The sequence below is a fragment of the Chamaesiphon sp. OTE_75_metabat_556 genome (assembly GCF_031378165.1).
GTDB lineage: Bacteria > Cyanobacteriota > Cyanobacteriia > Cyanobacteriales > Chamaesiphonaceae > Chamaesiphon.
The window spans coordinates 1-16,980 of sequence record NZ_JANNDR010000434.1 but is presented as its reverse complement, the minus strand read 5'-3'; the positions used below and the strand labels follow the sequence as shown (position 1 = coordinate 16,980).

Here is a 16,980-nt window from a genome sequence, read left to right as displayed (position 1 = left end):
AATCGGTTTGACTAATAACACGACGATTACGGGTAAAATTTCACAACAGGATTAAGTTTGATACTCTGGATGCTGCATAGTGCCACAACAGCCATGCCGACTGGGATATATGCCCAGATGAGCTAAATCGGGATGTCCGGCAAAAGCTTGGGCACCCAATACTTCCCGTAAGGTGAAATGTTTTTCAATCAAAGTGGCATAATCTGGATGGCCATCCGCCTTGGCAATGGCGATTGCCGCCTTAGCCACATCTGCATAAATAGCATTATTAGCTGGAGCTTTTTCGATCGATCGAATGATCAAACCCGCCATATATCGACCAGTTTCATATAAAACGATCGCATCATCGCGCAGACGCGGATTGCGATTAGCTGTAAATATATCTGCCAAAATGTCATAAAAAGCCCCAGTAAATACCTGAGAAATATCATGAACCTCATCACTTACTTCACTGAGTTTCAAGTTATTATCAGCATTGCGTAAACCCTCTGGCATCCCAAACGCATTGCCGAATTCCTCAGCGAGAACAGCCAGAATATTCCGGCGGTGTAAGTCCGATTTGGTTTGGGCGACGATATATTCAACCAGATCTAGTTGAGATAGGATCGTCAAAATCGAAGTTATATCACCAAAAGATTCATGCAGTCCACCCGTCTGGGCTGGGACATTACGAAAAAACCAATTTGGTTTTAGGGCATCTAAAATGGCGTGCCCAGTTTCATGGGCAACCACGTCTAGAGAGCGGCAGGTAAACACATCAGGACTTCCGGCTGGTAGACTATCCGGTTTGAAAAAGAAAAACTTTAAAGCTTTTTCATCACGACTGTAAAAAGCATTTGCAGTTCTGCCTGCTTGAGGATGAACTGAGAGCGGATCTTGATTAGTACCTGTATTCCATTGCCACGGAATTTTGCGATCTAAAACTCGCTGGTACATCGTCAGCACTTGGCGAACGATCGTATAAGTATGTACCGCATCAAAGGCTTTTTCATCGCTAGCCGGATCGATCAGAAAATCTTGATTCAAGTCTGGGGTGACTGGAGATAAACCTCTGATCACGATTTGGGAGTCACTGGGACCTTCTTTGACTTGCGCGTGGATATAAACATCCCTGGGTAGCGCGAGTTCTTTAACTGAGGGATCTTGTTTCCAAATTCGCGTCCGCGAACCAGCAATCGGCGGATCGACTGCTGGGGGCAGAGCGATCATTGCTTCGGCGATCGCTTTGACTTTACCGCGATCTTTATCTGCTGCTGACTGTTTACTTTTTTCGGTTGACATGATGATGTTTCCTATGAATGATATCCCGTCACCAAATTTGGTTTGGTGACGGATTTTTAACACTAGGGCTGTTGGGTTGAAGCATGAAACCCCAAACTATGAAACCGTAATCCCGACCGCACTCCAACCATTTTTGACAGCTTGCTGCTCTAAACTCCCAGCCCCAAATAGCGAACCGGCGACCGTATGAGTCATACTAGCTGCTTCTTGGAACTGACTAAATCGATTGAGATTTTTGAGAGTTTGGTACCAGATTTTGCCAGTTTTGTCCCAAGAATTACCACCTATTTCTAGGGCAACTTTGTAGAAAGCATGATTGGGAATGCCAGAGTTAATATGTACGCCGCCATTATCATCAGTGCCAGTGTCTTTATCGCGCATGTGTTTGGGTTGAGGATCTGTGCCCAGCAGGGGATCGTTATCATAAGCTTTTCCTTCTTTAAAGGTGCGAATACATTTGGCTGTGACTGCTGGTCCCATAATCGTGTCGCCATTCAACCAGTTAGCGGCATTGACATCTTGTTTGAGATACCATTGCTTAACCATTGCGCCAAAAGCATCAGCAAAATGCTCGTTCAATGCGCCAGATTCATCCTGGTATTCTAAATCACTGGTAAATGAAACTACGCCATGAGTTAACTCGTGAGCTACTACATCGATTGCTTTGGTGAATCTGATAAAAATTTGACCATCTCCGTCCCCATAAGCCATTTGCGCTCCATTAAAAAAAGCGTTGTTATATCGCCGACCGACATGAACACTCGACTTTAGAGTCATTCCACGATCGTCAAGAGAGTTACGGTTGAATATTGCTTTGTAAAAGTCATAGACAGCACCAGAGTAATCGTAAGCTTCTTTGACAGCTTCATCTGTGGCTGCTGGATCGCCCTCCGAACGCACTAGTTTTCCAGGAAGTGGAGATTGTCGGTTTTTCATGTCGTAAACCAGGCGATGCTTTGTGCCTGCGGGTGATGCCATAGCTGCCATCAGGGGCATATTGGCAAGCATCGATCGCATGGTACGCGCTTCTGCGGCACTAGCCGTTGCGTCAATTCCTAACCGACGAATTTCCGCGTCTCCAGATTCGACTAGTCGATCGATCACATAGGGTGGCAGAAAGCAATGTAGCGGATTGTGACAAGAGGGATGATTACAAAAAAGCATTTTTGATTCTCCTTGATAAATTAGTAGTTTTTCCAGATGATTAGCTGACGATTTCACTAACTGAGGAAATGCGCCGAATTTTTGCTGGTGCGAGTTCTGTAATCTGGCGCACCTGCCCGCGACGGACATTAGCGAGAGTTTCCGCCTCGACACCAAGTTGCAGCGACAGCCCAGTCATTTCACCAATCTTGGAGATTGGCACCTCGTAAACTGAAAACTCAGGTAGTTCGAGTACTTCAATCTGATTGAGTAGATCTGCTTGTGTGAGGACATAGCCTTTGACATCGATCGCGGGGTTTCCAGTTTCCCGAAAATAAATGGTTTTCCAAAACTGTCTGGGAAGCTGAATTCCCCGATAGACTGGATCGCTATTCGAGAAGATGGGACCGCCCATCACTGTCACTCGTAAATCCTCAACATCCACATCGGCAAAAATGGCATCCTCTAATGCGCCCCAAATACCGTTGGCTGATGACTGATTAAAAGCTTCATGCTGGGGTGTGATATTGGTATAAAAGAACGAGTCTGTATTTGCCTTCTTTGCCTCCGATAAGCTACCCCAGAGCAGATCTGCACGGCGGGCAATGTGTCCGCGATCGAGCGGATTATTTTTGTAAAGATCGTTATCGACTTGGGCATTACTAGGCAGCCTGGGATCTTGTTTGAATTGTATTCCTTTGCGACTTAAGCTCCTCAGCGATCCGCCATCAATGTTCCATGCTACCCAGCGGGCGAAGCGACGCGAACGGCTCATGGATAGAGAGAAATGCATATATTTGATAACTGTCAGCCCACTCACCGCCAACAGATCGTTTTTTACTTCATCAGTTGCGGCTGTAGGCATAGCGATCGACTCTCTGAGAAAGTTTTCGGCATAACCGATGCTCCCTAAAGCCTCAATTACGCTCTCTAAGGGCTGGATCGGGCTGATGCTCAATTTCTCGAATACCGATCCCGCATAACATGCCAGTGCATGTTCGGGCTGATTACCCACTTCTCCAGCAAAATGCAGCCCCAGCATCATATCTGTAATGTCATCGTCATCGACAAATAACCATGCTGAACCAGAGTCACCACCCATGCTAATTTCTTCATTTGCGGCTGGATGCGCTGGATCGGGTCCAATTTCAAAACAGCCGATCTCTTTTGAACCGACTCCCCGGTAGTCAATCCGGGTGGTAACTTGGATGCGCTGGACTATGCCATAGGTGACATCTGTCGTCCGCCCAGACTTAATTACTCGATCTCCCAAGTCTGGCTCGCCAATTCGAGCTACACCAACATTGAGATCGAAGATTTCTGGAGCCAGTTGTCGATTGTCAATCGAGGCGATCGCGCAATCTCCAGCTACTCCTAAATGACTCCGCACCAGTTTCCCCACAATGTTGCGATCGACTCGATTATCATCGTGAGCACCGGGCTGCACAATCTCATCACCGATGTTTCCATCTGCGCCTTGGAGCACATGCCAGTTTGATAAAATGAAGGGAGTACCATTATTTTTATCAAAAACAACACAACCTGCTGTGCCAGCAGAGATGCGGGGATGCCCAATGCTGACACCAGGAACGATCGGATCGATCGCGATTTTCCGTTTGGGAACTGCTAGTTGTTTTACTTCTCGCGCACTCAGATCGTAGCTTCTTTGAATCACATCAGTGGGAACCTCGACACCATCGATCGTGAAAGATTCGGGGATTTTTACCGCACCAATACTTCCAATCTCTTCGAGTGCCACCTTCTGACCGACTGTAAATTGAATACTTAACTCCTTAGTTGGCTTGCCATCCTTAATTTTGTAGCCAATGCCAACAGAAGTGATATTTTCTTGCTGGAGAAAGTGAGCAGATTCTTTGCGGATGAAATTTTTTAAATTTTCAGTTGAAACTGTTTTCTTAGGCATATAATTATTTTCTGAACTAGTTGAGAAGTAAAGAGCTGTTATTGCTGATTTGACAGCGATTGATTTTTAACCAATAAAAAATGCTGAAAAATAGGACTCGATTGAAAATGCTTATAAATTAGCGGTCAACCAGGCTGCTGCGCCGACGAGACGGGCAATGTCAGCCGCATAGTCAAAATCGACAAATGTGTCGCCCTCGCGGTGATAATTGGGATTAGGCTCGGCGGTAGGCGATGTCGGCAACGGCCCCGCAAAGAAATCTTCGGAGGTGACACAAGCTGCATAGCCGCGTTGGTGAAAACTGGCATGATCGCTCCGGCCTTCAGCCGGATCTGGCTGTGTATAAATTTGGGGGGATTGTAAGTTCGGGGATAGGACGGAAACTAACCGTTTGAGCCGTTTCGCCAGGACGAGCGATCGCTTCTGGACGTTGGCGGCAGCGGCATAACCGACATGCACTTCAAAGGAGCGCGGGGGGTTGACGTTGTAGCCGACCATATCCATTTGATATACGCCCACAATTGGTGCGGCGATGGCGGCTTGGGATTTGGCATAAGCCTGAGAGCCGACTAAACCATGCTCCTCGCCGTTAAATAAGACAAATCGGATCGTGCGTTTGGGTGGTTTAATGGTTGCTAATTGTTGGATGACAGTGGCGATCGCCAATACTGCCGCCACACCACTAGCATCATCATCGGCTCCAGGGGCGGGATCGCGATCAGGATCGTAATCGCTAGGGGTATGGCTCGAAGCCGCCGTAGAATCTAAGTGAGCGGTGACTAGGACGATTTCTGAGGATTCGCTCCCCTTTAGCTCGGCGGCGACGTTATCCAGTTCGCGCCCTTCATGCACAAAGCGATTGAGCTGAATCGTGAATTTACCACCACCGATTGTTTCGAGATCTTTGGCTAACGCTGCGGTGACTAAACCAATTTCCGAACTCTGAATATGTCGGCTGTTAATTTTAGTTCCAGTGGCTCCATCTAGCGGTTTGACACCGGCATATCTGTCTAAATATCCCCGAATTGCATCTAGGGTAATAGTTTTAAATTTTGTGACTTCCACATCGCTCAAAGCTGGTTCGACGATCGCGGCTTGAACGAAGCCTGCGGTTCTGGCATTATTACCTTCGCCAAACGGTTCGAGCAAGCTCAGATCGGGTAAGAGCTTGAGATTGTGCCCGTGATATGCATCTTCAAAATGATATTCCTCGATCGAGCGATCTCCAGGTAAAGCAATAAACATGCCCTCAGGAGAAGAAGCCAACACCCATTGTGATTCTTGATCATTGACAAAAAAGCGACTAGATTGTCCCTGGGGATTGAGGAAGCCCGTACTCGTTTGGCGATCGTCCCGCAATAAATATACTTCGGTTGTCAACGGATCGCCTTCACTGCCCAATCGAGCGACCCCAAAGCCCAGATCGTCAAGCTGCGTAATCGCTGTCGTCGTCGCGATCGCATACACTCGATCGCCATGTTCGCCCGTTACATACAAGGGCACAACCGCTAAATCTCGGATCGCCGCTCGCCATGCCAGCTCGGATTGGGCAGCGGTGACACTAACGCGAATATATCTCAACCGGTTGCCGTTTAATACATCCCCAACCAAAATGGGGTGAGGCACTACTTGGAAACCACTATTCCGTGCTGCTTTCCGCTCCTTGCCATCTTCACCAACAAAGAGGCAATGCTGTGGTTTTGTAGTTTGATTTGCGGCGGTAGCCGCGATGCGGAAAATTTCTGGCGAGGGTTTATTAAACCCCACAACCGAACTATAAATCAGTAGTTCTGGCTGAAAAAAGTGGTAAATATCAGCCGCTACCAGCACTCTTTTCATACTGGCGGCTGTTTCATTGCCAGTATTAGAGATAATCCCGATTTTGATGCCACTTTCTGTTAATTGTTGCAGGATATTTGGGATGTATGCATAGATCTCAATCCGCTCTAAATGGAAATCAGGATGAGCAACTGTCGCCGTTCCCAACGTATCCCCAATATCAAAAAAGACTACTGATGCTCTATTTATGTTCATTTCCACACCCTTTGGCGAATAGGTTTTGAAAAACTAATCGGCAGCAAGCTAAGTAAATATTTGATGACTACATCCTATCCGCAGATCGATCGAGTTGTCGGTGAGAAAAAGTGAGTTATTAGCCTAGTAGTATGTAAATTTTTGCAACACAAACTACAAATAGTAGTAATCGCGGATGATATACTCTAAGAATATACAAAACAATACAAATAAAAATATAGAAATCGACAGTAGAGCCTACGGAAGAACTCGCTTTCAGTGCTGAGGAGAATCCAAGATCCGATTTAATCAGCCAGATCGTCAAAGATACTTTTTACAACTGAATAGTTTATGGACGCACAGCAAGCTGTCAGATCGCTCGATCTACTCCTAGATCGAGCGCAGCAAAGAAGACTAAACGATCTAGAATCGACGATCGTTTTAGGAATCTGGGCGGGTGGTACTTATAAGTCGATCGCCGATCGATTATCTTATGAGACGGATTATATTAAGCACGTTGCTGCAAGATTATGGAAATTATTGTCTAAATTATTAGGAGAGAGTATTTGCAAGGGCAATATTCGATCGACACTAGAACGTTGTCAAGCATCGATCTCAGTCAGAGATCGAGACGCACAAAGTGAGATCGATTATTGTGATGAAACAACAACCAATTTTCAGTTTTCGGAGGACTGGATGGTTGCAGATCGATGTCATTCAATCGTTTTTTTTGAATCAGGAGGAATTACTCAATCAGCACAATTGATGACAATCGATGTGCTAGATCGATCGCCGCTCCCAGCAAATAAAAACGATCGCAACCAAGGTTTTCAGGCTAAAGTAATCAAGCAACATCTCCAAACTGAGATTCAATCTTCGATCTTACAAAATCTCGACAGATCGGTAGACTCAGAAAAAAACATGAATAATATTTTTGCGATTTTAAAGGAGCTGGATCCTAATGGGAATGCCATCAACTGTTTAATTATTAATTATTACTCGTAGTCGATCGAGCACCAACTTACATCGCATCAAAATCTTCGGAGTCTGAATTGTGTCAGTTTAAATGATGCCAAGCCATCAATGCTAGCTGATGAATTTCTCGCCAAGGGATCTGATGTAATTGCGCGATCGCCGCACAGTCTGCATATTCTGGATGGATATTGACGATAGAATTATCATCAACCAAATTATTGCGCGCAACTTTTACTCTCACTGCTCCATATTTAGTGACCACAGATTGGATCGATCGCGGCAGGATTGATCGTGTCTGCCGATCGCGACGAATGCCTAATGTGCTGGTTTCTTTAAAGATAATTTGTTCGCAATCAGGTGATCGATCTACAGGACAAATAACGGTTAATAATATACCCGATCGGGATTTTTTCATGCCGATCGGTTGGGTAAATACATCCACAGCTCCAACTGCAAATAAGCGATCGAAGATATAGCCGATCGCTTGGGGATTGAGATCGTCGATTTGGGTACTTAATACTTCGATCGTTTCTAGATATTCGGGACGAACTGCCGCAGTTGTAGACACTGATGATGCTGTTTCAGTGCCCAACCACAGGCGTAAAATATTGGGAATTGGTAACTCGATCGTCCCGGCACCCAAACCGATCTGTTGGAGCTGCATCGCTGGTGGTGCACCAAATTCAGTTGCTAGAGTAACCGCGATTGCCGCCCCAGTCGGTGTGACTAATTCTCGATCAATCTGGTTGCTATAGACGGGGACATTGCGCGAAGAGAATAACTTGAGCACGGCAGGTACTGGTACGGGTAAAATCCCATGAGCGGCGCGGACAGTACCGCCACCGGTGGGTAATGGCGAACAGTAGATCTTGGCAACATCGAGATAATCTAAGCCCAAACAAGTCCCAACGATATCGACGATCGCATCGACAGCCCCGACTTCATGAAAATGCACCTCAGATGGGTCGATACCGTGGACGGCACCCTCGGCGATCGCTAGTTGGCGAAAGATGTCCAAACTCCATCGTGTCGCTCTAGCCGGCAGATTTGCGGCCTCAATCAGCTTTTCGATTTGGGGGAGATTGCGCTGGGGAGTGTCGTAATGATGGTGATGCTGTTCGATGTGATGTGCTGTTGCTGAGGCACTGACAAAGTGAGTGCGATGTTGCGGCTCTAGATTTGGCTGGCTACTGACTGACGATGAGTGCGAGTGTGAGTGTGAATGGTGAGAGTGTTGGCTATGCGTCGAATGCTCGTGGACATGTGAACGATCGTGAGTATGTTCTGGATGTCCCAGGGGCGTTGATGAGGCAATAGCCGTCAAATCGACATGTACTTTGGTGGCAATTTGACCATTGTGATGAACCTTATTTGCCCAGAGGTGATATTCAGCAGCAATTCCCAACCGAGCGAGCTGAGTAGTTAAATATTCGATCGGGACGCCAGCATCAACTAATGCGCCCAGGCACATATCACCAGCGATTCCAGTTTGACATTCTAAATAGGCAATTTTTATCATATTGAAATCAAAAATTGGGTGGCTGACTTAACGATTAATTGCGATCGATCCGGTACTAACAGATCTAAGTTGATAATTAAATTATTAATTATCAACTATCAACTATCAACTAATTCACATGGCTACTCTTTACGAAATCCATCCTCAGACACCACAGATTGGGCGGATCGATAAGATCGTGGCGGCCTTGAAAAATGGTGCAGTGATGCTTTATCCCACCGATACAGTGTACGCGATCGGCTGCGATCTCAATTCTAAGTCAGCAGTCGATCGGGTGCGCAAGATCAAACGGATGTCCAATGACAAACCCTTGACTTTTTTGTGTCAGTCTTTATCGAATATCTCCGAATATGCAGTCGTCTCCGATCCGGCATATCGATTGATGAAACATCTGATCCCTGGTACTTATACATTTATTTTACCAACTACCAAGCTCGTCCCCAAACTCGTCCAAGATCCCAAACGCAAAACAACCGGAATTCGCGTCCCGAAACATATTATCTGTCAAGTCTTGTTGGAGACTTTAGGCAATCCGGTCATTTCCGCATCCGCACACATTCAAGATGAAGATGGCGATGAACCGATCGACAACGTCGAGAAAGCCATATTATTCGATCGACTGGATAAGTTGGTAGACATCATCATCGACGATGGTTCTGAGCCAGGAATAGAAAGCTCGACGATCCTGGACATGACAATAGACCCTCCTGAAGTGATTCGGGAGGGTCTAGGCTGGTCTGAAGTCGCAGCTTGGCTCTAATTTAGGACGGGGAGATTGTGGGACTGAGGGACTGGGGGATTGGATAATAGAGAACTATTTTAAAATCTATCCACTATCCACTATCCACTATCCACTATCCACTATTCACTACTTCCTAAAGCCTAAAGCCTAAAACCTAAAACCTAGCTAGGGCAACGTAAAATCTGATAGCGAACGCCTCTAACCGTCTTATAACGACCGGTAGGACGACAGCGAGTTCGGCCAGTACAAGTGAGCACAGCACGACCGGCAACTCTCCGACCATTGGGACGGCAAGCGGCCTCGGCGGCTGGAGCGAATAAAGCCAGGTTGAGAGAGGAGAAAATCCCGATGCCAACGGCGAGTACCGTTAAAATTTGACGAGCAGATTGATTTTTCATATGGGTGTGTCAGTCAGTATTTTAGTTATCTTCAGTCTCGATCGATGAGATTCCAGATGATTATAATTCTGAGATCTTCCAATTACAATTGGTTGGACTGTAAGACAAGACGATCGGCGTAGATGCGGACATAAGCAAAAAACGATGACTGCGTGCAAGTTGCTGTTTGATAGAATAGGTGATGGTGAATTTTGGGGTTAGATAAATAGTGCAGCGAAAATCTCTAGCAATCGCTACGCCAGTAGGTAGTTTTAAAGGGGCTTTTGCTCATGGAGTATTGACGGCACTAGAAGAAGCCGGAATTGTCGCCGACGCTTATGCAGCGGCTTCTTCATCGGTGATACCGGCAAGTTGGGCAGCGATCGGTCGAGCCAAGGATTTAGGGATAGACTATTGGTTAGCAGGGTTGGCCGCACTAGAGCAACCCCAGCAAAATATGAGTAAAGTCGTCCAGCGCGGAATTCGAGTCTTTAGCAAACAGTTACGGCAGGATCTCTATCAGTCCCACACACCTACTTTATTTATCGCGACTAATGCCGTAATTCACCCTGGTGCCGCTGCCCAAACGCAAACAGCCCTCGCCCAGGATCTAGGCAAAAGCCTATTAAGAGCCTCGGTTGACAAAGATCGCAGTTGGGTAGATACCAATCTGCGATTCACTTTATTTAGTACCCATCACCTCGAAGTTGGGCATCGCATTACCCCAAATAACTATCCAGCGGTGGCTTATGCCTCCTCGCGAATCATGCACGCCTGGGAAATTCCCGCTTGGATTGATGGCAAGCCCTATGTCGATGCGGCTTATACCTGCCTGTGTCCGGTACTAGCGATGGTGGCTGCAGGTTATCAAGAAACGATCGCGATTGCTAACGAACCAGGCACGATGTATCGAGATATGTTTCATATCGATCCAATTCCCAGTCACAGTCATGGCGTTCCCATCCAGATTATTCGTCCCGATGTCCATCTCAAGCAGTTGGGTGTAGACTTCACCAAAGCTACCCCAGATGGATTGCTCGCTGTCTATCGTCATGGACGAGATAAGGGGGCAGAGTTTGTGAGCAAGTGGAATAGACATTAGGCTTTAGGTGTTAGGTATTAGGAGGGCTTTTGAGATGGAAAATTAGAATTACGAAGATCGAAAAAATATCGATACCGATCCCCTCTCTTAGTTGCCTAAAACTTATAATTTCAGTAGCAATCAATACCCTAAAGCCTAAAGCCTACTATCTACCCTCTACTCTTTACCCTCTAACATCTAACCATGACTACCGTCGTCTCGATCTTAATTGAAATACTAGTTGTGATTGGTGGATCGCGACTAGTCGGTTGGCTGTTTCGATCGATCGATCAACCCTTAGTAATCGGGGAAATTGTCGCAGGCATTGCATTGGGGCCATCATTATTAGGCTGGTTGGCTCCAGACTTGTCAGCATTATTATTTCCCGCGTCTGCGATTCCATTTTTAAATGTGTTGTCGCAGATTGGATTGATCTTTTTTATGTTCTTAATCGGATTAGAACTAGATCCCAAATACTTACAAGGCAATCTCAAGATAGCAGTAGTGACCTCTGGGGTGAGTATTCTAGTGCCATTTACGTTAGCGGGGATCTTAGCATTAGTTATCTACCCGATCGTTTCTGATTCGAGTGTTTCATTTACGGCTTTTGCCTTGTTTTTAGGTGCGGCGATGTCGATTACCGCCTTTCCAGTCTTGGCGAGAATCATCACCGAAAATAATCTCCAAAATACCCGATTGGGGACGCTGGCATTGACTTGTGCGGCGGTAGATGATGTGACTGCTTGGTGTTTACTCGCCTTGGCAATTGCGGTGACTAGAACCAATAGTATGGCTGGAGCCATTCCAATTATTATCTATTCATTGCTTTATATTGGTGGCATGTTGACGATCGGCCGGTGGCTGCTGGGGCGGTTGTCTACTTATTACGATCGCACGGGCAAGCTCTCTCAACTGATGCTAGCCGCGATTTATATGGCGGTCGTCTCGTCTGCTTTGATTACCGAAGCGATCGGGATTCACTTGATTTTCGGAGCATTTTTAATGGGGACGGTGATGCCCAAAAACCCCGGACTAGTTAGGGAAATCGCCCAAAAAACTGAAGATTTTGTGCTGATATTTTTACTCCCAGTTTTCTTTGCTTATAGCGGTCTCAAAACGCAGGTAGGATTACTCAATAGTCTCGATCTGTGGCTGTTATGTGCGGCAATTTTGGGGGTAGCGATCGTCGGCAAATATTTCGGGACTTATTATGCGGCAAGGAGTTGTCAGATCGATCGGCAAGAAGCTGCCGCACTGGGTTGGTTGATGAATACACGCGGTTTGACCGAATTAATCGTCTTGAATATCGGTCTCGAATTGGGCGTAATTTCGCCGATCCTGTTTACGATGCTGGTAATTATGGCACTGGTGACGACGTTTATGACATCCCCATTATTGGAGTGGATTTATCCCAAAAAATCGATTCGCCTCGATGTGCAACCCACACCCAGTCAGTCAGTTGCTGACTTGCAACCAGTTGTCAACATGAGGGCGACTAATTCCTCGTTGTCACCGCAACAGCTCAATCTCACTAGCAAAGAAGTCCTCTCACCCACGGGCTATCGGATTTTAGTGCCCGTTGCCAATCCCAATACTCAAGTAGGACTATTCCAACTAGCCATATTGATCGCTCAAAACGATCGCCAATCTGCGATTATCAACCCTTTGAGCTTGATCGAGCTAGAGGAAGACTATTTATTTCAAAGCACACCGTTTGAAGCCAATCGGCAGATCGATCGCCGCTTGCGACAGCTCAACGCGACGATCGATACTCTCGAACCATTAGGAATGCTAGTCGCATCTAATCGCGCGATGTTTCAACCGATCGTCCAAATCGGCTACGATGTCGCCCAAAAAACCGCCGTCATCGCAGCACTCGATCGAGCGGATCTGGTGGTGCTGGGCTGGCATCGGCCTACTTTTACCAATAATCGGCTGGGTGGGAGAGTCGCAAAAATGTTGGGCACGACGCCGGCTGATGTAGCCGTATTTATCGATGCTAGTACAGATCGAACTACCCCTAGTTCATATCAAACTTTATTAGTCCCTTATACTGCCAACCTTCATGACGATCTCGCCGTCGAAATCGCCTTGAGAATGCTCTGGAACGACCGTCAGCGACAGCTCAACCTAATCCAAATTAACTCCAGCGATCGCGAACCTAGCCGCCTCAGTGACGAAATTCAACGGCTGTTGGCCAAGTTACCAACCCAAATGAGTTCGAGAATCGAGATTTCGGTACTAGAGGCGATCGATCCGATCGTCAAAATTGAGGAAATGTCGCGGCACGTAGATCTGACGATTACGGGCATCGGTCGGACGTGGGGACGTCGCAAGCCCCTGCTCGATCGCTATACCGACAGATTGGCGATCCACTGTGTCTCATCGCTACTAATCGTGCGTCGCTACAGTCAGCTTGGTTCGCATCTAAGCTTTGTCTTTGATTAAGGATCGACATTCCACCATCACTTATCGGCGTTGCCACTCATGAATGTTTTCTCAGCTAAATCGATCGGTTTATATAGTCTGGCGATTGGGAGCGCGATCGGCTTTTTTAACTTGGTGACTAGTTACGGCGAAGCCAATGTCAAAGCACCACCACCGATGGCGGGTATTTATCCGATCGTCGCGGAAAATTTGCCCGGTTGTCTCCAACACAAAGCACTGTCATTCAATATCCAACAGTCGGGTATCTATCTGAATGCCAACCTTAATGCGATCGATATCAAAAAGGCAGAGACTCTTAATATTAAAGTCAAAGATCGATCGCCTACAACACCTAACACCAAACCCCGACCGACATTTTCCGGTAGATTGCAAGGACAACAATTGGATTTGAATGGCATAATTCCAACAACCACTTGCCCTGTCCGATCTCAATTACGACTGAGTGGCTCGTTTGTGAAGAGTGGCGCTCAAACCGGTCGGCAGTTACAACAATTAACAGGACAACTCTGGTTGACCGATCTTGACAATCCCCCAGGATCGCCTGTCAATTTTACGGCGACCCAACAACCATCAACGCCATCAACGTCATCCCACTAGGGCAATAGCCGATCTGCTACTAGCCCTCACAATTCGGCGTTGCTGGCTTGAGGTCAGATCTTCGATCTTTGTCAACAAACTGATTTCTTTTGTCTCCCGACTACCAACTCCCATCCGGTGGTACAGCAACTCCATCACGAGGAGAGCCGTTTTCAGCAAAGATCGACTATTGCTTACTGGCCGTGACTATTCGGCAAAGGCTTGTCGGGACTGGGATTGACCAGGAAGATTTGGAGTCGGTCGGGTGCGACCTTGTAGCTATTTTCGGCCATGACACTCTTTTGGGCTTGCGGATCGAAAGAACGATTGAAGTTATTTGTCGTTTGTTCGGTGCGAATCTTCGTATCGTGGACTTCTAGTTCGAGATGCTGCAACTTGCTGCGCTGAGAAAAGCTATAGCCGATCGAGTTGACCAAGGTGACAACGCCGAAGACCGACAAGATTGAATAGGCAACCGATTTTGTAATTAGTTCCAATCCCTGACGGCGATGGGCATAGGCTGGATTGGATTTGTGACGCGATCGCGGACGAGGCGCAGCCGTCTGTGTCGGAGTCGGATCGTTAGCTACCACTGTGTTGGTACTACTCATCGATCGCCCACTACGAGGTTTGCGGCGCTTATGTGGGTATGTTGATGGATCGAGAGAAGGTAGTGCGTTCATAACAACTTAGTGTGACCCAATCGAAATTTTTCCTATTATACGGCTTGTCACATCAATTATGTAAACTTTTTTTTGCGGTGGTGGCCGCACTCACAACTAGCAAAAATCGATCGGCGCATTCTCCCCAAATTAGGTTGCAGTCTCACTTAAAACTCGATCGATCGACTAGGTAGCCAGCGCGATTTTGAAGATCGCGCTGGCCGATCGGTTATTTGTATAATTCCGTGGACAGTCGGAATGCCAACAGACCAGGAATCAGCGCAACCGCCAAAGCAATAAAGACTTGAGTATCAGACATCAAAAATTCCTCCAAACACAGAGATTTTACCTGTTCACAGTTTGCAATAATTTGGGCTGGAGCTGGCGATACTGTAACAAAATGTAGAAACAGGGGAATAGGGGCTGAGTAGCTGTCAACTGTCAACGGAATGAAGACCTACCTATGCTTAACTGTTATAAAGATCCAAGTAGTTAGATGGGGACAAGCTGATTGAATAAATATTGGCAGCGGATCGCGATCGGGACGGTGATCGCGAGTACGATCGCCCCTAGCTGGGCACAACCTACCGCCAATTCGATCGGGAGTGCGGGGATTGACGCGTTGAAATTACAGCGATCTCCATACAATCTGACTGGTAAAAAAATTGCGATCGGTCAAGTCGAAGTCGGTCGTCCCGGCCAGTTTGGCTGGGATAAGGCGGCCAAAGATCCGAAATTCAAACTCGAACAGATCTTTTATCAAGATGGTGCGGCTAAAGCCAATACCCATGTCGAACAGCACGCGATGATGGTCGCTTCCATGATGATCGGTCGGGATAAACGCTTGCCGGGAGTCGCTCCTGATGCCCGTCTGTATGCATCGGCGGTCGGCGCGCCCAAAGATACCGGACAGCCCGAAGAATGCCTCTCCACCCAACACGTTGCCAAACAAAATGGTGGAGACATCCGGGCAATTAACTTGAGCTTTGGGGAGCCGCTCAGTCGCGATCCACGACCTGACGCTAAATTGGATGGGAATGCTCTGTTTACTCAATGTCTGGATTGGTCGGCACGAATCCATAATGTGGCCTATGTAGTGGCGGGTAATCAAGGGAAAGGCGGCATTTCGATTCCCACGGATAACTACAATGGCATTAATGTGGCCTATTCCAATATCCGTCAGGGTATTTATCGCAAGTTAGATTTTGCCAATCTTAGCGAAACACCGATCGGGACTGCCAAAATTATTGAAGATATCGAAGTCAACGTTGGCAATCGGCGATCGATCGGGTTAGTTGCACCTGGCGGCAATCTCCAACTTTACAATTTAGCTGGCAAAGCGATCGTCAGTAATGGCACCAGTTTTGCCGCACCCCATGTCACAGGGACGATCGCCCTATTGCAAGAATTTGGCGATCGTCAATTACGCACCAAAAAAAAGCTGCCAAATAATGTTCGCCCGCATTGGAGTCTCGACGCGCGCCGACATGAGGTGATGAAGGCAGTCTTGCTCAACTCTGCCGATAAAATTCAAGATACTGGGGATGGTTTGCGGCTGGGGATGACGCGAACGCTCCTGTCCAAAAATAATCGCGATTGGACGGAATCAGCCGCCGAGCGCGACCAAAAAATTCCCTTAGATTACCAATTAGGTGCGGGTCACTTACATGCGTTTCGCGCGTATCAACAGTTTAGCCCCGGCCAATACTCCCCGAATCAGCCCGTACCTGCGATCGGCTGGGATTATCAAACCCTCAATCGAGCTGCCTACCGCGATTATGTCCTCGATCGACCTCTCGCTGCCAACAGTTGGTTCTCTGCCACTCTCGCCTGGGATCGACTAGTCGAGTTGCAAGATCGCAACGGCAATGGGGAATACAATCTCGGTGAAGAATTTCGCGATCGCGGTCTCAATCAGCTCGAACTCTATCTGATGCGCGCCGACGAAACCAGACTCGATCGGAGTGTCTGGTCTTCCGTCAGCTCTGTAGATAGCGTCCAACACATCTTCCATCAAATTCGCGACCCTGGTAAATACAAAATTCGCGTCTATTTTCGGCGCGCCGTCAATCTCCCCAGTCAATCGTATGCCCTCTCCTGGTGGACTGTACCAGCTAAGTAATACTAGTGATTATTTATGAAGCTCCTCATCGATCGAATAGAATCGCCAATTGGTACGATCGTCTTAATTACTAATGGCGATCGATTATGCGCCCTAGATTTTGCGGACTACGAACAG

14 protein-coding genes and 1 pseudogene are annotated in these 16,980 nt (G+C 47.1%); 7 read left to right on the top strand and 8 right to left on the bottom strand.

Annotation, left to right across the window (positions count from 1 at the left end; genetic code table 11):
• Positions 1 to 51 precede the first annotated feature (51 nt).
• From RMO27_RS17630 to RMO27_RS17615, 4 genes are all read right to left on the bottom strand, one after another.
• A complete protein-coding gene (locus RMO27_RS17630) occupies positions 52 to 1,281 on the bottom strand; it encodes a hypothetical protein (RefSeq protein WP_309734912.1) in 1,230 nt (409 codons plus the stop codon).
• 96 nt (positions 1,282 to 1,377) lie between these two features.
• Positions 1,378 to 2,445: a M4 family metallopeptidase gene (locus tag RMO27_RS17625; protein WP_309734910.1), complete on the bottom strand. Its 1,068-nt coding sequence runs from the start codon at positions 2,443 to 2,445 to the stop codon at positions 1,378 to 1,380.
• 40 nt (positions 2,446 to 2,485) lie between these two features.
• On the bottom strand, positions 2,486 to 4,348 hold the full coding sequence (locus tag RMO27_RS17620) for a DNA/RNA non-specific endonuclease (protein ID WP_309734908.1): 1,863 nt from the start codon (positions 4,346 to 4,348) through the stop codon (positions 2,486 to 2,488).
• Positions 4,349 to 4,459: 111 nt separating this feature from the next.
• Positions 4,460 to 6,382 (bottom strand): M28 family peptidase, encoded by a 1,923-nt coding sequence (locus RMO27_RS17615; RefSeq protein WP_309734906.1) that lies wholly within the window; start codon positions 6,380 to 6,382, stop codon positions 4,460 to 4,462.
• A 330-nt stretch (positions 6,383 to 6,712) separates the two neighbouring features.
• Between RMO27_RS17615 and RMO27_RS17610 the strand changes: the two genes are divergently transcribed.
• A complete protein-coding gene (locus RMO27_RS17610; RefSeq protein WP_309734904.1) occupies positions 6,713 to 7,366 on the top strand; it encodes a hypothetical protein in 654 nt (217 codons plus the stop codon).
• Positions 7,367 to 7,418: 52 nt separating this feature from the next.
• Here the strand turns inward: RMO27_RS17610 and larC are convergent, their stop codons facing one another.
• A complete protein-coding gene (larC, locus tag RMO27_RS17605; protein ID WP_309734901.1) occupies positions 7,419 to 8,855 on the bottom strand; it encodes a nickel pincer cofactor biosynthesis protein LarC in 1,437 nt (478 codons plus the stop codon).
• A gap of 118 nt (positions 8,856 to 8,973) precedes the next feature.
• On the opposite strand from larC, the gene RMO27_RS17600 reads away from it, so the two are divergent.
• Positions 8,974 to 9,615 (top strand): L-threonylcarbamoyladenylate synthase, encoded by a 642-nt coding sequence (locus RMO27_RS17600; RefSeq protein ID WP_309734899.1) that lies wholly within the window; start codon positions 8,974 to 8,976, stop codon positions 9,613 to 9,615.
• A 143-nt stretch (positions 9,616 to 9,758) separates the two neighbouring features.
• Here RMO27_RS17600 and RMO27_RS17595 read toward each other — a convergent pair whose 3' ends face one another.
• Entirely contained in the window at positions 9,759 to 9,995 is a 237-nt protein-coding gene (locus RMO27_RS17595) for a hypothetical protein (RefSeq protein WP_309734897.1), read from the bottom strand.
• A 208-nt stretch (positions 9,996 to 10,203) separates the two neighbouring features.
• Here RMO27_RS17595 and RMO27_RS17590 point away from each other — a divergent pair, with 208 nt between their 5' ends.
• The 3 genes from RMO27_RS17590 (at position 10,204) to RMO27_RS17580 (ending at position 14,100) form a co-directional block, all read left to right on the top strand.
• Complete coding sequence (locus RMO27_RS17590; RefSeq protein ID WP_309734895.1) at positions 10,204 to 11,076, top strand: hypothetical protein; 873 nt, start codon at positions 10,204 to 10,206, stop codon at positions 11,074 to 11,076.
• A 183-nt stretch (positions 11,077 to 11,259) separates the two neighbouring features.
• Positions 11,260 to 13,503 carry a cation:proton antiporter gene (locus RMO27_RS17585; protein ID WP_309734893.1) on the top strand — a complete coding sequence of 748 codons (2,244 nt, stop codon included), beginning with the start codon at positions 11,260 to 11,262 and terminating at the stop codon, positions 13,501 to 13,503.
• 39 nt (positions 13,504 to 13,542) lie between these two features.
• Positions 13,543 to 14,100 carry a hypothetical protein gene (locus RMO27_RS17580; RefSeq protein WP_309734890.1) on the top strand — a complete coding sequence of 186 codons (558 nt, stop codon included), beginning with the start codon at positions 13,543 to 13,545 and terminating at the stop codon, positions 14,098 to 14,100.
• A gap of 173 nt (positions 14,101 to 14,273) precedes the next feature.
• Here RMO27_RS17580 and RMO27_RS17575 read toward each other — a convergent pair whose 3' ends face one another.
• Together RMO27_RS17575 and psaM are read right to left on the bottom strand one after the other, a co-directional pair.
• Complete coding sequence (locus tag RMO27_RS17575) at positions 14,274 to 14,690, bottom strand: hypothetical protein (RefSeq protein ID WP_309734888.1); 417 nt, start codon at positions 14,688 to 14,690, stop codon at positions 14,274 to 14,276.
• A 280-nt stretch (positions 14,691 to 14,970) separates the two neighbouring features.
• Positions 14,971 to 15,060: a photosystem I reaction center subunit XII gene (psaM, locus tag RMO27_RS17570; RefSeq protein WP_106312384.1), complete on the bottom strand. Its 90-nt coding sequence runs from the start codon at positions 15,058 to 15,060 to the stop codon at positions 14,971 to 14,973.
• 192 nt (positions 15,061 to 15,252) lie between these two features.
• Between psaM and RMO27_RS17565 the strand changes: the two genes are divergently transcribed.
• Entirely contained in the window at positions 15,253 to 16,863 is a 1,611-nt protein-coding gene (locus tag RMO27_RS17565; protein ID WP_309734884.1) for a S8 family serine peptidase, read from the top strand.
• A 15-nt stretch (positions 16,864 to 16,878) separates the two neighbouring features.
• A pseudogene (locus tag RMO27_RS23945) lies at positions 16,879 to 16,980 on the top strand (cysteine methyltransferase); the annotation flags it as partial.

What these genes read in the sequence shown, in the direction of transcription:
- RMO27_RS17630 (WP_309734912.1), bottom strand. Translation starts at nt 1,281, where the DNA reads ATGTCAACCGAAAAAAGTAAACAGTCAGCAGCAGATAAAGATCGCGGT.
- RMO27_RS17625 (WP_309734910.1), bottom strand. Translation starts at nt 2,445, where the DNA reads ATGCTTTTTTGTAATCATCCCTCTTGTCACAATCCGCTACATTGCTTT.
- RMO27_RS17620 (WP_309734908.1), bottom strand. Translation starts at nt 4,348, where the DNA reads ATGCCTAAGAAAACAGTTTCAACTGAAAATTTAAAAAATTTCATCCGC.
- RMO27_RS17615 (WP_309734906.1), bottom strand. Translation starts at nt 6,382, where the DNA reads ATGAACATAAATAGAGCATCAGTAGTCTTTTTTGATATTGGGGATACG.
- RMO27_RS17610 (WP_309734904.1), top strand. Translation starts at nt 6,713, where the DNA reads ATGGACGCACAGCAAGCTGTCAGATCGCTCGATCTACTCCTAGATCGA.
- larC (WP_309734901.1), bottom strand. Translation starts at nt 8,855, where the DNA reads ATGATAAAAATTGCCTATTTAGAATGTCAAACTGGAATCGCTGGTGAT.
- RMO27_RS17600 (WP_309734899.1), top strand. Translation starts at nt 8,974, where the DNA reads ATGGCTACTCTTTACGAAATCCATCCTCAGACACCACAGATTGGGCGG.
- RMO27_RS17595 (WP_309734897.1), bottom strand. Translation starts at nt 9,995, where the DNA reads ATGAAAAATCAATCTGCTCGTCAAATTTTAACGGTACTCGCCGTTGGC.
- RMO27_RS17585 (WP_309734893.1), top strand. Translation starts at nt 11,260, where the DNA reads ATGACTACCGTCGTCTCGATCTTAATTGAAATACTAGTTGTGATTGGT.
- RMO27_RS17580 (WP_309734890.1), top strand. Translation starts at nt 13,543, where the DNA reads ATGAATGTTTTCTCAGCTAAATCGATCGGTTTATATAGTCTGGCGATT.
- RMO27_RS17575 (WP_309734888.1), bottom strand. Translation starts at nt 14,690, where the DNA reads ATGAGTAGTACCAACACAGTGGTAGCTAACGATCCGACTCCGACACAG.
- psaM (WP_106312384.1), bottom strand. Translation starts at nt 15,060, where the DNA reads ATGTCTGATACTCAAGTCTTTATTGCTTTGGCGGTTGCGCTGATTCCT.